Here is a 13241-nt window from a genome sequence, read left to right as displayed (position 1 = left end):
CTCACGCCCACTTCCTGATCGCGAAGCGCTGGAACACGCCCACGATCGAGTCGGTCAGCTTGCCCAGCACCGCCAGCAGGATGATCGCGAGGAAGACGCGGTCGATCCGACCGTTGCTCTGGCTGTCGGTCAGGCGGAAGCCCAGGCCCATCGACGAGGCGATCAGCTCGGCGGCGACCAGGAACAGCCACGACTGCGCGAGGGCCAGTCGCAGCCCGGCGATCACCGAGGGGATCACGGCGGGCAGCTGCACCGCCGTGAACAGCCGCACGCCCGAGAGCCCGAACGCCCGGCCCGCCTCGACGAGCTGACGGTCGACGTGGCCGAGGGCGGTCGCCACGGTGGTGAACACGGGGAAGAACGCGCCGATCGTGATCAGGGTGATCTTGGACTCCTCGCCGATCCCCATCCAGAGCAGCAGCAGCGGCACCCAGGCCAGCGACGGCACCGCGCGGATCGCGCCGAGCGTCGGCGCGAGCACGACCTCCCAGACCCGGGAGAGCCCGAAGAGCGCGCCGACCAGCAGCCCCAGCGCGGAGCCGAGGCCGAACCCGATCAGCACCCGCTGCGTCGAGATCGCCACGTCCTGCCCGAGGTCGCCGCGCTGCGCGAGATCGACCGCCGCCGCCCAGACCATCGCCGGCGACGGGAACACCGAGACCGACACCATCCCGGTGGTCGTGACGATCTGCCAGGCCGCGAGCAGCAGCACCGGCAGGATCGCCCCGCCGACGACCAGGAACCAGCGCCGCGAGGTGAGCGGCCGGGCGTGCACCGCCTCGTCGTCGCGGAGCCGCTTCTGCGACGCCTCGACGCTCGGACCGACCACGGCGGTGCCCACCGCGCCGGGCGCCTGCACGAGTCCGGTGCTCCGGCGCACGAGGTCGGCGTCGGTCACGGTCTCGTCGTCGCGTGTCGCCATCGTCGTCTCCTCGTTCATCGAGCGGTCGGTGCAGGGGGCCGGGTCCGGGTGGGCGTCAGGAGCGCCGTCAGGCGATCGCGGACGGGTCCGCCGCCGACGCGTAGGTGTCGTCGATCAGCGAGTCGAGGGCCGCGTCGACCTGGTCCTGCGAGGCGACGTCGCCGTTCGCGACGAAGATCGGGCCGATCACCGCGAGCACGTCGGTCTGCGCGGAGCCGGGGACGTTGTCGACGTCGAGGTTGCTGCGCTCGGTGATCACCGTGGTCGCCACGGCGACGTCGAGACCGGCGACCGACGCGAGGATGCTCGCCGTCTCCTCCTGGTTCTCCAGCGCCCAGGCACGGGCGTGCTCGTAGGCGTTCACCACGGTCTGCGCGAGGTCGGGCTTGGCCGCGAGGAAGCTCTCGGTGGCGTTGAGCAGCCCGTAGGAGTTGAAGTCGACGTTGCGGTAGAGCAGGGTCGCCCCGGCCGCCTCCGCCCCCGCCATGATCGGGTCGAGACCGGCCCAGGCATCGACCGAGCCGTTCTGCAGCGCCGCCCAGCCGTCGGCGTGCTGGAGGTTCTGCACGGTGACGTCGTCGATGCTCAGGCCGGCGGCCTCGAGCGCCTGCACGAGGAAGAAGTAGGGGTCGGTGCCGCTGGTCGCCGCGATCTGCTTGCCGGCGAGCTGCTCGACGCTCGTGATGGCGGAGCCGGCGGGCACGACGAGGGCGGACCACTCCGGCTGCGAGAAGATGTCGATCGTCCTGATGGGCGAGCCGTTCGAGCGGGCGAGCAGTGCGGCCGAGCCGGCGGTCGAGCCGACGTCGATCGCCCCGGCGCGCAGCGCCTCGTTGGCCTTGTTCGAGCCGGCCGACTGCACCCAGGTGACCGTGACCTCCTGCTCGGCGAGGGCGGTCTCGAGCCAGCCCTTCTCCTTGATGACGAGGCTGAGCGGGTTGTAGGTCGCGAAGTCGAGCGTCAGCGTGCCGCCCCGGGTCGTCGCGGTCGAGCCGTCGGAGGCGGCGGGTGCCGCGGCCGCGCCGCCGCTGCCCTCGCCCTGGACGCAGCCCGCGAGGAGCGGGACCGCGGCGGCGGTGAGCAGGCCGGCGAGCGCGGTGCGACGGGTGAGCGGGGAGGTGCTGAAGGACTGGAGCGACATGGGGGCCTCGACTTCGATGCGGTTCCGGGAGTGGAACGAGTGTGCGGGAGCAGGGGGGAGGGATGCCCGCGAGCGGCGGGATCCGTGGACGGACAGCGGGATCACCGCCTGGGGAGGAGCGGGGGAGCGGGTCCGGGACGGCCTAGTGCCGCTCGATCCCGAGACCCTCGAGCAGCTCGACCCGCCGCTCGGCGAGCTCGGCGGAGCCCCGGTCTCGGGGCCGGGCGCCGAGGACCGTCATGATCTGCCGGATGCGAGAGACGCCGCCCGGCTCGTCGCGGCCGAGCAGCACGATGCGGTCGGCCAGCTGCAGCGCCTCGTCCACGTCGTGGGTGACGAGCAGGATCGTCGCGGGAGCGGCGGCGTGCACCTCGAGCAGCAGGTCCTGCATCCGCAGGCGGGTCAGCGCGTCGAGCGCTCCGAACGGCTCGTCCAGCAGCAGCACACCGGGGTTGCGGGCGAGGGCGCGGGCGAGCGAGGCGCGCTGGGCCATGCCGCCGGACACCTCGCGCGGCCGGGAGCCGGCGTGCGCGGTCAGCCCGACGAGCGAGAGCAGCTCGTCGACCGCGGTGCGGCCCGCCTCGCGCGAGGTGCCGCGGGGCAGTCCGAGCGCCACGTTCGCCGCGAGGGAGCGCCAGGGCAGCAGCCGCGGCTCTTGGAACGCCACCGCGCAGCGCGGGTCGATGCCGGAGACGGGCGAGTCGTCGATCAGCACGCTGCCGGCGCTCGCCGTGTCGAGACCGGCCGCGATCCGGAGCAGCGTCGACTTGCCGCAGCCGCTCGGGCCGAGGATCGCGATCACCTCGCCGGCCCGCACATCGAGCGAGACGTCGGCGAGGACGGGGGCGCCCGGGGCGAAGGTGCGGCCGACCCCGTCGAAGCGCACCGGGAACGCCGACTGCCCGAGCGCGGCGTCGAAGGCGAGGCTCGTGCGGGCGGGCGTTCCGGTCATGAGGGCTCCGAGGCGGGGCGGGCGGGCGGACCCGTCCGATCGTACGGACGAGCGCCGACTCCTCCGATTCCATGACGAAACGCGGAGTAACACAGCGGGCGCCGCGCCACGGGCCCCGAACGACGAAGGCCCCGCCGGCACCGCGGAGCGGCGGCCGACGGGGCCTCGGGGGAGCGGACTACGCCTGGACGAGCACGAGCTCCTCGAGCGGGAGGCGCGTGCGGGGCGCGGTCTCGCGCTCGCGCAGCACGTCGTTCGAGAGCGCCTCGGGGCCGGCCAGCACGCCCACGGCGGCGACGGTCACGGGGTCGAAGCGCGCGTCGACGCCGAACGCCGTCCGGACGCCGTCCTTGTCGAAGCCGGCCATCTGGTGCACGTGCAGTCCCTCGTGGTGCGCCTGCACGCTGAGGTGGGCGACGGCCTGGCCGAGGTCGTAGACGGCCCACGGGCGCGCCTCGCCCTTCTCGTCGACGGTCTCGGCGAGCGCGACGATCAGCGCGGCGGCCGAGCCGGCCCACGTGGCGTTGAAGCCGACCAGGGTGCCGACGATGCTGTCGAACTCGGGCGTCCCGCGGCGCGCGACGATGAAGCGCGACGGCTGCGAGTTGCCGGCGGAGGGGGACCAGCGGGCGGCCTCGAGCAGCGAGGTCAGCGTCTCGTCCGCGATCACGGCGGTGGCGTCGTAGGAGCGGGGGCTCCAGCGCTCGGCCAGCACGTCGAGGATCGGGGCGCTGGTCGAGGCGGTGCGGGTGGCGGTGTCGGTCATGGGTGCTTCTCTCCGGGGATGGTGCCGAGCAGGGAGGGCCTCGTCGCCCCACGCAGTCAACCGCGGACCGCCCGCCGGCATTCCCGACGAGCGCGTTCGCCCACGGAGGAGCACGGGGTCCTGTCGGTGCGGAACGGTACCCTGGGAGACGGCGTGGCTCCCCGCGCGCGACAACTCATCACTCTGGAGGAACATCCATGGCCCAGCACTTCGACGTCGTCGTCCTGGGGGCAGGCCCCGGTGGATACGTGGCCGCGATCCGTGCCGCCCAGCTCGGCAAGTCCGTCGCCATCGTCGAGAAGAAGTACTGGGGCGGTGTCTGCCTCAACGTGGGCTGCATCCCCTCCAAGGCCCTCCTGCGCAACGCGGAGCTCGCCCACATCTTCCACGCGCAGGCGAAGCAGTTCGGCATCTCGGGCGACGTCTCCTTCGACTTCGGCGTGGCCTTCGACCGCAGCCGCACCGTCGCGGACGGACGCACCAAGGGCGTCCACTTCCTGATGAAGAAGAACAAGATCACCGAGTTCGACGGCACCGGCTCCTTCACCGGCCCGCAGGGCCTCGACGTGCAGCTCACCAAGGGCGGCTCCGAGTCGCTCACCTTCGACGACGCGATCATCGCGACCGGCGCGAGCGTCCGCCTCCTCCCCGGCGTCGAGCTCTCCGAGAACGTCGTCACCTACGAGACGCAGATCATGACCCGCGAGCTGCCCGACACGATGGCCATCGTGGGCGCCGGCGCGATCGGCATGGAGTTCGCCTACGTCCTCAAGAACTACGGCGTCGACGTGACGATCATCGAGTTCATGGACCGCGCCCTCCCCAACGAGGACCCGGACGTCTCCAAGGAGATCCAGAAGCAGTACAAGAAGCTCGGCGTCGAGATCCTCACCTCGACCAAGGTCGAGTCGGTCGTCGACAAGGACGGCTACGTCACCGTCACCTACACCGGCAAGGACGGCACGCAGTCGACCCTCGAGGTCGACAAGGTCCTCATGTCGATCGGCTGGGTCCCGCGCGTCGAGGGCTTCGGCCTCGAGAAGACGGGCGTCGAGGTCACCGAGCGCGGCGCCATCGGCATCGACGAGTACATGCGCACCAACGTCCCGCACATCTACGCGATCGGCGACGTCACCGCCAAGCTGCAGCTCGCGCACGTCGCGGAGGCGCAGGGCGTCGTCGCCGCGGAGACCATCGCCGGAGCCGAGACCCAGACCCTCGGCGACTACCGGATGATGCCGCGCGCCACCTTCTGCCAGCCGCAGATCGCCTCCTTCGGTCTCACCGAGAAGCAGGCGACCGACGAGGGCCACGAGATCACCGTCTCGACCTTCCCGTTCATGGCCAACGGCAAGGCCCACGGCCTCGGCGAGCCGACCGGCTTCGTCAAGCTCATCGCGAGCAAGCAGTACGGCGAGCTCCTCGGCGCCCACATGATCGGCCCGGACGTGTCCGAGCTGCTCCCCGAGCTCACGCTCGCGCAGAAGTGGGACCTCACGGCGACCGAGCTGGCCCGCAACGTGCACACCCACCCGACGCTGTCGGAGGCGCTCCAGGAGGGCTTCCACGGCCTCAAGGGCCACATGATCAACATGTAGCTCCCCGCACCACCTGCACCGCGTGCTCCGGCTCGCAGGATCCGCCTCGGCTCGTCCGATCGCAGTGATCCTGCGAGCCGGAGCCGTCTCCCCGAGCCGGAGGACCCGTCCCGAGTCGGTGGTCGCGTCCCGAGCCGGATCCTGTGTCGAGCCGGATGCTGTGTCGAGGAGCCCGGCTCGGGGCCGCCGCTAGCGTGGACGGATGGATCCGCGCCTCCTCGACCGCCTCGCCGCCGACGCCTGGCCACCCCTCGAGCGCCGAGCGCTCGCCGGCTGGTGGCTGCGCGCGGCCGGCGGCGTCACGAAGCGCGCCAACTCGGTGCTCACCTCCGGTCCCGTCGAGGACGTGGACCAGGCGATCACCGCAGCGGAGGAGTTCGCGCGCGAGCAGGGGATCCCGCCGCTCTTCCAGCTCGGCCCCGCGACGCTCCCCGCCGACCTGCCCGCGCGGCTCGCCCGCCGCGGCTACGCCGGGCATGAGCGCACCCTCGTCCTCACCGGCTCCGTGACGGAGGCGCTCGCCGCGCTCGGTCCCGCCGCCACGGAGGCCGCGGAGTCGGTCGAGACGACGGAGGCGCCCGGTGAGGAGTGGCTGTCGCTCTGGTGGTCGGTCGACGGCCGCGGCGGCGACGCCGAGCGCGGGATCGCCGAGCGGATCCTCGCGGGCTGCGACTCCGCCTACGCCCTGCTGCGCGACGCGAGCGGCCCCGCCGCCTGCGGCCGGCTCTCCTGGGCGACCGCCGAGGACGGCGAGCGCTGGTGCGGGTTGTTCGCCCTGGCCACCCGCCCGGACGCGCGCCGCCGCGGCCACGCCGCTACTCTCCTCCGCGCCCTGCTCGAGCAGGCCGCCGCACGAGGCGTCGACCGCCTGTGGATCCAGGTGCTCGCCGACAACGCCGCCGCCCGCCGCCTCTACGCGTCCCTCGGCTGCCGCGAGTCCTCGCACTACGAGTACTGGCGCCGCTGAACGTCCCCCTCTTTCCCGCGAGATGCCACTTGTGCACGCGACACGCCGGAGAAGGCGTGCACAAGTGGCATCTCGCGGCGGGGGATCAGCCGGCGATGACCGCTCGCGCCACGGACTCGGCTCGGGCCGCGTCGCCCGTCACGAGCACGCGCCACCACGTGTCATCGGCCAGCACGTCGACCTCGCACGAGCCGCCGCCGCAGCCCGAGAGCGCCCGGTCGCCGAGGCCGTCGAGCGGAGTGAGCGTGACGGCGAGCCCGGTCGTCAGGGAGAGGTTGCGCCAGCCGTCCTCGCCGTTCGGCAGCACGTCGACGCTCAGGCCCGCGTAGCTGCTGCTGGTCGCGTCGGTCCAGGTGCACGAGGCGTAGCCCGCGCGGGCGGCGGCCGCGGCGGAGGCCGTCGACGGCGTGACGCCCTCGGTCCCGGTGCCCGGAGTGGCCTCGACCAGCCCGGCCGTCGTCGCCAGCTGCTCGCCGGTCAGCACCTCGGCGCAGACCGGAGCGGTCGCGGTGACGGGCTCGTCGAGCCGGCCGTCGGCGGCCGCGGCGGTGGCCGTGGCGAGTGCGGTGAGATCGGCGTCGGCCGGCGAGCCGGTCAGCGCGAGCGTCACCCAGGTCGAGCCGGTGAGCAGATCGACGGAGCAGACCTCGACGGAGCAGGCGCTGTAGGCCTCGACATCGGTCGCGAGGCGCGTTCCGCCGGAGAGACCGGCCGCGGCGAAGGCGTCCGCCGCGTCCTCCGCCGCGGAGGCGACGATCGACGCGGTGCCGTCCTCCTCGTACCAGGCGCAGGTCAGCAGTCCGCCGTTCTCCTGCGCCGACTCGCGGATCAGCTCGGCCGAGGAGCGCACCGCCTCGTCCCGCGTCCCCTCGAGCGAGCCGGCTGCGATCCCGAGGGCGCTCGAGGCGCGCGCGACCGGCAGCAGGGCGTCGCAGTCGAGCCGGGCGGCCGAGGAGCGGCTCGGGGCGGGCGACGCGGAGGCCGTGGGAGGCGCCGACTCGGACGCCGTCCCGCCGGCCTCCGGCTCGGCCGCCGTGCAGCCCGCGAGCAGCCCGATCGCGACGAGCAGCGCCGCCCCCGCCCCGACGGCGCGCGTCCTCACGCCGCCAGCTCGCGCTCGATCGCCGCCGTGAACGCGTCGATGTCGTCCTCGCCGGTGTCGAACGAGCAGACCCAGCGCACCTCGCCCGTCGCCGGGTTCCAGTCGTAGAAGCGGTAGGCGGCGCGGAGGCGGTCCGCCACTCCCGCGGGCAGCGTCGCGAACACCGCGTTCGCCTGCGTCGGCTGGGTGAAGGCGAGCCCGGTGATCCGCCCCGCCGCCACGGCCTCGTCCAGCTGCGAGCGCAGCCGCGCGGCCATCGCGTTCGCGTGCCGTGCCGAGCGCAGCCAGAGCGGCTCCGCCTCGCCGTCCTCGCCGAGCATCGCGAGCAGCTGCGCCGAGAGGAAGCGCATCTTCGAGGACAGCTGCATGTTGGTCTTGCGGAGGAAGGTCAGCCCGCTGGACGCCTCGGGGTCGAGCACGACGATCGCCTCGCCGAGCAGCATCCCGTTCTTGGTGCCGCCGAAGGAGAGCACGTCGACTCCGGCGTCGCTGGTGAAGGCCCGGAGGGGCAGTCCGAGGGCCGCTCCGGCGTTCGCGATCCGCGCGCCGTCCATGTGGAGCCGCATCCCCCGTTCGTGGGCCTGGTCGGCGAGAGCGCGCACCTCCTCGGGTGTGTAGACGGTGCCGAGCTCGGTCGACTGCGTGATCGAGACGACCAGCGGCTGAGCGCGGTGCTCGTCGCCGAAGCCCCAGGCCTGCTCGTCCACCAGCGCGGGTGTGAGCTTCCCGTCGGGGCTGTCGACGGTGAGGATCTTGATCCCGCCGACCTTCTCGGGGGCCCCGCCCTCGTCCGAGTTGATGTGGGCGGTGCCGGCCGAGACGACCGCTCCCCAGCGGGGCAGCATCGACTGCAGACCGGTCACGTTCGCCCCGGTTCCGTTGAAGACGGGGAACGCCTCCGCCTGCTCGCCGAACTCGCGGCGGAAGACGCGCTGGAGCTCCGCGGTGTAGACGTCCTCGCCGTACGCGACCTGGTGAGCACCGTTCGCGGCCGCGATCGCAGCGAGCACCTCCTCGTGCACACCGGAGTAGTTGTCGGAGGCGAAACCGCGGAGGTCGGGATCGTGCAGAGCGCTCATCCCCCCATCCTCGCAGCCCGTCGCCGCTCGATCCTGGGGAGCGCGCGCCGCTGACGCCCGTGTTTCCATCGCGTGAACGCTCTCTCCCGCGAAAGCCGATTGCCGTCAAGAAGTTGGTATCGGGTGAGCGGCAGGCCACTCTTGTCCTATGCGCATGGACACTTCGGGGGCGGTCCGCGACATGCCCGCCCCTCCCGGGGTGGACGAGATCGCGGCTCGCTTCGGCGATCCCGTCCTCGCGTTCGCCCCGCAGCCCCGTCTCGAGGAGTTCGCGGCAGCCCAGACCATGGCGCTCGGACGCTTCGTCGAGATCTCCCTCTCCTACTCGTTCTACAAGAATCCGCGCAATCGCGCCGACCCGGTCAACCACGTCCCGCTCACCCCGGAGCAGAAGCGCGCGATCGAGCGCGCCGAGAACGATCACCTCCCGCCGTGGATGGTCGACCAGGTCACCCGGATGCGCTACCCCGTGCTGTGGGAGGCGGTCCGCACCTCCGTGCCGATCCCCGCCGAGCGCAGCCGGCCGCTGGAGTCGCGCCTCGCCGCGCACATGGGCGACGTGCTCCGCAACACCTTCCCCGGCCGCGTCCGCACCCGCCGCGGCGGCATGCCGGTGGTCGCCGCCGCCCTCCGCGACGAGGACGTCGTGCGCGGCGTCCCGGTCGTCGTCGACGGCGAGGCGCTGCGCGGCTACCGCGTCGACACCGACCCCGACGTGGTCGCCATCGGCGCCCGGGTCGACGGCCGCTACATGACCGTCGTGCTCGACCGGAAGATCGTCCCCGACATCCGCATGGAGTTCGTCCGTCGAATCCCGCCACGTCCGGCCCCGGCCCAGCCGCGGCGCTGACGCCCGAACGGGCACGCACGCGTCGCGTCGGGCACGATCGGACGCCGCCCGGACCGGATCGGTCAGGACCGCCCCGGCACCGCGATCCCGTGCTCGTAGGCGAAGACGACGGCCTGGATGCGGTCGCGGACGCGCAGCTTCATCAGGATCTTGGACACGTGCGTCTTCACGGTCGCCTCGCCGACGAAGAGCTCGGCGGCGATCTCGGCGTTGGACGAGCCGCGGGCCAGGTGCACCAGCACCTCGCGCTCGCGGTCGGTGAGCTCCTCGATGCCGGGGTGCACCTCGGCGGCCCGGGCCGGCGCCGTCGCGAAGCGCTCGAGCACGCGGCGGGTCACGTCGGGGGCGAGCATCGCGTCGCCGCGCGCCACGACCTGCACGGCCTCGACCAGCGCCTCCGGGGACGCGTTCTTGAGCAGGAAGCCGCTCGCTCCGGAGGACAGCGCCTCGAAGAGGTAGTCGTCGCGGTCGAAGGTGGTCAGGATGAGGACGCTGGAGCACAGGCGCGGATCCTTGACGATCTCGCGGGTCGCGGCGAGGCCGTCCATCCCGGGCATCTGCACGTCCATGCAGATGACGTCCGGGCACAGCTCGGAGGCGCGCTCGATCGCCTCGATCCCGGTGCGGGCCTCGCCGACGACGACGATCCCCGGCTCGGACTCGAGGATGGTGCGGAAGCCGGCGCGGACGAGCTCCTGGTCGTCGACGAGCAGCACCCGGACATCGGCCGTCATGCGCGCCCCCCGCTCGCTCGCTCCCGGCGCCCCCACGACACCTCGGACGACGCTACCTGCTCCCCGGCCCCCGCGCGGACGCTCGTCAGAGGGACGCGGGCGCGCACCAGGTAGCCCGAGCCGCTCGGCCCTGTCTCGACCGTGCCGCCGACGGCCGCCGCGCGCTCGATCATGCCGGTGTGCCCCAGGCCGCACGACGTCGCGGCCACGGGCTGCGCTCCCTCGCCCCCGTCGTCGGCGACCTCGAGCTCGACGGCGTCCTCGAGGTAGCGCAAGCGCACCTCGGCGGTCGCCCCGCGCCCCGCGTGCTTGCGGACGTTCGTGAGCGACTCCTGCGCGATCCGGTAGAGGCTGAGGCCCGCGGTCGCCGGGATGTCACGCGGCTCCCCGACGGTGAGGAACACGGCGGGCAGACCGGAGCCCGTCGCGGCGACGACGAGCTCCTCGAGCTGCGCCACTCCGCGGGTCGAGGCCGCATCGGTGTGCGGGTCGAGGGCCGTGTCCTCGGTGCGGAGGGCGATCAGGATGCGGTGGAGCTCCTCGATCGCCGAGCGCGCGTCGCTCTCGATCGCGCTCAGCGCCGTCGCCGCCCGCTCCGGATCGCGCGCGAGCACCCGCCGAGCCGCCCCCGCCTGCACGCCCATCACGCTGACGTGGTGGGCGACGACGTCGTGCAGTTCGCGGGCGATGCGCAGCCGCTCCGAGGAGACGGCCTGGCGGGAGGAGCGCTCCCGCTCGTCGTCGAGCTCGGCCGTGCGCGCCTCGAGCGCCTCCAGCCGCCGCGCCGACTGCCAGGACGCGTCGCCGAAGACGTAGGCGCTGCCGAAGTAGAGCAGGTTCGCGACGACGGCCAGCGCCGACTCCGCGATGTACGGCGGGAGCAGCCCCGCGGACTCCTCGGCCGGGAGCGGACTGCTCACCGGCGCGCCGGTGGCGAGGGTGACGATCAGCCAGCCGAGCATGCCGACCGCGATCACCGTGCGCACGACGAGCGCGAGACGCCGGTCGCGACTCCAGGCCCCGACCGTGTAGAGCGCGAGGTACAGGCAGATCTGGTTGAACAGCGACTCGGGCACCTGGAGGATCAGCCCGAGGGCGTAGACCGCGGTGAGCGCGACCGCCACGGTCGACGGGAACCGCCGGCGCAGGGCCAGCGGGAGGGTCATCGCGAGCGCCCAGAGCGTACTCACGGCGGGGTGCGCGGCGTCGGTGAAGCCCGCCGAGGTGTAGAGGGCGACCGAGAGGAGCGTCGCCGCCAGCAGGACGCCCGCGGCGACGGAGTCGCGGACGTACGCGGCGCGGGACGGCGCGCGCCGGGTCCAGCCCGCATCGAAGGGGTCGGCAGCGACGGCGCCAGAAGGCATGCGCCCCACGCTAACCGACGACGGTCGGGCAAGCCGACGCGCGAGTCGCCGCATGACGCTCCTCCCGCCCCGGTCGGGCCGGAGCGGAAGGAGTGCCGGCACGGTCAGTCCCGCCCGGTGATGCCCGCGGTCGACGCGATCACGTCGCCCATCTTCTTGCCGAGGGCCTCGTAGAACATGGACAGCGGGAACTCGTCGTCCAGCACCGCGTCGGTCAGCCCGCGCGGAGCGCCGAGGAGCACCTCGTCCGGCAGCCCGCGCGCCCAGGCGGAGGCGGGGTGCGGCGTCACCGTCGCCGCGACAAGCGCGTAGGCGGCGAGCCAGTGCGCGGTCTTCGGCCGGTCGATCGAGCGCCAGTAGAGCTCGTCGATGGCGTCCGAGAGCGCGACGACGACGTCGGCGACGCTGTCCCACTCGAAGGCGAGCCGGGTGTCGGTCCAGTGCAGGACGCCGTGCTGGTGCAGCCAGGCGAAGAGCAGCTGGCCGCCGAGCCCGTCGTAGTTGCGCACCCGCGAGCCGGTCAGCGGGAAGCGGAACAGCCGGTCGAAGAGGATCGCGTACTGGACCAAGCGCGCCCGCGCCGAGAGCGCCTCCTCCTCGCCGTCGCGGTGCTCCTGGCCGGCCAGGCGCCGCTCGATCGCGACGGACTCGCGGAACGCGGTCAGATCGCAGCGCAGCTCCTCGAGCGAGTAGAGGAAGAACGGCATCCGCTGCTTGATCATGAACGGGTCGAACGGCAGGTCGCCGCGCATGTGGGTGCGGTCGTGGATGAGGTCCCACATCACGAAGGCCTCCTCCGCGGTGTGCTGATCCTCGAGCATCCGGCGCGCGTCCGCCGGCAGCTCCAGCCGGGTGATCTCCGCCGCGGCCGAGACGACGCGGCGGAAGCGCGCGGCCTCGCGGTCCGCGAAGATCGCCCCCCAGGTGAAGGCGGGGACGGCGCGCATCGCGACGGTCTCGGGGAAGAGCACGGCGCTGTCCGTGTCGTAGCCGGCGGTGAAGTCGACGAAGCGCACCGGCACGAACAGCGCGTTCGAGTAGTCGCCCGCCTCGAGCTCGGCGACGAAGCGCGGCCAGACGACCTCGACGAGCACGGCCTCGACGTGCCGGTCGCGGCTGCCGTTCTGCGTGAGCATCGGGAAGACGACCAGGTGGCGCAGCCCGTCGACGCGGTCGAGCTGCGGCTGGAACGCCTGCAGCGAGTCGAGGAAGTCCGGGACGCCGAGGCCCTCGGCGCTCCAGCGCTCGAAGTCGACGACGAGCGCCTCGAGGTAGGCGGCGTCGTGCGGGAAGGCGGGCGCGAGGGCGCGGATCGCGTCGACGAGGTGCTCGATCTCGGCGCGGGCGTCGTCCAGGCGGTCCGGGTCGGCCAGCGAGCCGTCCTGCGTCTGGAGCGGCTGGAGCGCAGTGGCCGCGGCCTTGAGGCGGAGCCAGGCGCGGGAGGTCTCGATGCGGTCCTCGACGACCTCGGGTTCTCCGACGACGGTGCTCTGCACGAATTGCGACATGGTGATCCTCCTCACGCTCGTATAACCGGGTGGTTCGGGCCGGATCCGGCCCATCCCCGAGCGTATGGGCCGCGGCGCGCGCTTTTCTTGCGTGGGCCCGGAGCGAATCCGCGAGGTCGGCGACCGTGGCGCACGACTCCGCCGAAACGGACCCTTCTGCGCGGATCGACGGGCGAATCGGCGCCCGATATCAGCCCGCGACCAGCCTTTTCGCAGGTAGCACCCCCCTTCCGGGGCTAGATTCGCGAGGTTCCCGCC

12 protein-coding genes are annotated in these 13241 nt (G+C 73.0%); 3 read left to right on the top strand and 9 right to left on the bottom strand.

Features of this window, described 5'->3' with window-relative positions; genetic code table 11:
* Position 1: 1 nt before the first annotated feature.
* From HRK28_RS14310 to HRK28_RS14295, 4 genes are all read right to left on the bottom strand, one after another.
* Positions 2-922: an ABC transporter permease gene (locus tag HRK28_RS14310; RefSeq protein ID WP_160085962.1), complete on the bottom strand. Its 921-nt coding sequence runs from the start codon at positions 920-922 to the stop codon at positions 2-4.
* A 67-nt stretch (positions 923-989) separates the two neighbouring features.
* Positions 990-2063, bottom strand: coding sequence for an aliphatic sulfonate ABC transporter substrate-binding protein (locus HRK28_RS14305; protein WP_160085960.1), 1074 nt, complete (start codon positions 2061-2063; stop codon positions 990-992).
* A 142-nt stretch (positions 2064-2205) separates the two neighbouring features.
* Positions 2206-3015, bottom strand: coding sequence for an ABC transporter ATP-binding protein (locus HRK28_RS14300; RefSeq protein ID WP_173252099.1), 810 nt, complete (start codon positions 3013-3015; stop codon positions 2206-2208).
* Between the two features lie 178 nt (positions 3016-3193).
* On the bottom strand, positions 3194-3781 hold the full coding sequence (locus HRK28_RS14295; protein ID WP_173252098.1) for a nitroreductase family protein: 588 nt from the start codon (positions 3779-3781) through the stop codon (positions 3194-3196).
* Between the two features lie 197 nt (positions 3782-3978).
* On the opposite strand from HRK28_RS14295, the gene lpdA reads away from it, so the two are divergent.
* Complete coding sequence (gene lpdA, locus HRK28_RS14290) at positions 3979-5379, top strand: dihydrolipoyl dehydrogenase (RefSeq protein ID WP_123706034.1); 1401 nt, start codon at positions 3979-3981, stop codon at positions 5377-5379.
* Between the two features lie 202 nt (positions 5380-5581).
* Positions 5582-6346 carry an N-acetyltransferase gene (locus tag HRK28_RS14285; protein WP_173252097.1) on the top strand — a complete coding sequence of 255 codons (765 nt, stop codon included), beginning with the start codon at positions 5582-5584 and terminating at the stop codon, positions 6344-6346.
* Between the two features lie 85 nt (positions 6347-6431).
* Here HRK28_RS14285 and HRK28_RS14280 read toward each other — a convergent pair whose 3' ends face one another.
* Both HRK28_RS14280 and HRK28_RS14275 read right to left on the bottom strand, forming a co-directional pair.
* Positions 6432-7448: a hypothetical protein gene (locus tag HRK28_RS14280; protein ID WP_160085952.1), complete on the bottom strand. Its 1017-nt coding sequence runs from the start codon at positions 7446-7448 to the stop codon at positions 6432-6434.
* A complete protein-coding gene (locus HRK28_RS14275) occupies positions 7445-8527 on the bottom strand; it encodes a low specificity L-threonine aldolase (RefSeq protein WP_160085950.1) in 1083 nt (360 codons plus the stop codon). The genes HRK28_RS14280 and HRK28_RS14275 overlap by 4 nt, the downstream gene beginning before the upstream one ends.
* 154 nt (positions 8528-8681) lie before the next feature.
* Between HRK28_RS14275 and HRK28_RS14270 the strand changes: the two genes are divergently transcribed.
* A complete protein-coding gene (locus HRK28_RS14270; RefSeq protein ID WP_159421748.1) occupies positions 8682-9377 on the top strand; it encodes a hypothetical protein in 696 nt (231 codons plus the stop codon).
* Between the two features lie 62 nt (positions 9378-9439).
* On the opposite strand, the gene HRK28_RS14265 is transcribed toward HRK28_RS14270, so the two are convergent.
* From HRK28_RS14265 to HRK28_RS14255, 3 genes are all read right to left on the bottom strand, one after another.
* Entirely contained in the window at positions 9440-10111 is a 672-nt protein-coding gene (locus HRK28_RS14265) for a response regulator transcription factor (protein WP_160085948.1), read from the bottom strand.
* Positions 10108-11475 (bottom strand): sensor histidine kinase, encoded by a 1368-nt coding sequence (locus tag HRK28_RS14260; RefSeq protein ID WP_173252096.1) that lies wholly within the window; start codon positions 11473-11475, stop codon positions 10108-10110. Before HRK28_RS14260 ends, HRK28_RS14265 begins: the two co-directional genes overlap by 4 nt.
* Before the next feature lie 104 nt (positions 11476-11579).
* On the bottom strand, positions 11580-12983 hold the full coding sequence (locus HRK28_RS14255) for a DUF6421 family protein (protein ID WP_173252095.1): 1404 nt from the start codon (positions 12981-12983) through the stop codon (positions 11580-11582).
* Between the last annotated feature and the right edge of the window lie 258 nt (positions 12984-13241).

The sequence above is a fragment of the Rathayibacter sp. VKM Ac-2835 genome (genome assembly GCF_013266705.1).
Lineage (GTDB): Bacteria > Actinomycetota > Actinomycetes > Actinomycetales > Microbacteriaceae > Rathayibacter.
This window is presented reverse-complemented; position numbering and strand designations above follow the sequence as displayed.

Coding starts and splice junctions, on each gene's coding strand:
- HRK28_RS14300 (WP_173252099.1), bottom strand. CDS start 3,015: ATGACCGGAACGCCCGCCCGCACGAGCCTCGCCTTCGACGCCGCGCTC.
- HRK28_RS14305 (WP_160085960.1), bottom strand. CDS start 2,063: ATGTCGCTCCAGTCCTTCAGCACCTCCCCGCTCACCCGTCGCACCGCG.
- HRK28_RS14265 (WP_160085948.1), bottom strand. CDS start 10,111: ATGACGGCCGATGTCCGGGTGCTGCTCGTCGACGACCAGGAGCTCGTC.
- HRK28_RS14310 (WP_160085962.1), bottom strand. CDS start 922: ATGGCGACACGCGACGACGAGACCGTGACCGACGCCGACCTCGTGCGC.
- HRK28_RS14255 (WP_173252095.1), bottom strand. CDS start 12,983: ATGTCGCAATTCGTGCAGAGCACCGTCGTCGGAGAACCCGAGGTCGTC.
- lpdA (WP_123706034.1), top strand. CDS start 3,979: ATGGCCCAGCACTTCGACGTCGTCGTCCTGGGGGCAGGCCCCGGTGGA.
- HRK28_RS14260 (WP_173252096.1), bottom strand. CDS start 11,475: ATGCCTTCTGGCGCCGTCGCTGCCGACCCCTTCGATGCGGGCTGGACC.
- HRK28_RS14295 (WP_173252098.1), bottom strand. CDS start 3,781: ATGACCGACACCGCCACCCGCACCGCCTCGACCAGCGCCCCGATCCTC.
- HRK28_RS14275 (WP_160085950.1), bottom strand. CDS start 8,527: ATGAGCGCTCTGCACGATCCCGACCTCCGCGGTTTCGCCTCCGACAAC.
- HRK28_RS14270 (WP_159421748.1), top strand. CDS start 8,682: ATGGACACTTCGGGGGCGGTCCGCGACATGCCCGCCCCTCCCGGGGTG.
- HRK28_RS14285 (WP_173252097.1), top strand. CDS start 5,582: ATGGATCCGCGCCTCCTCGACCGCCTCGCCGCCGACGCCTGGCCACCC.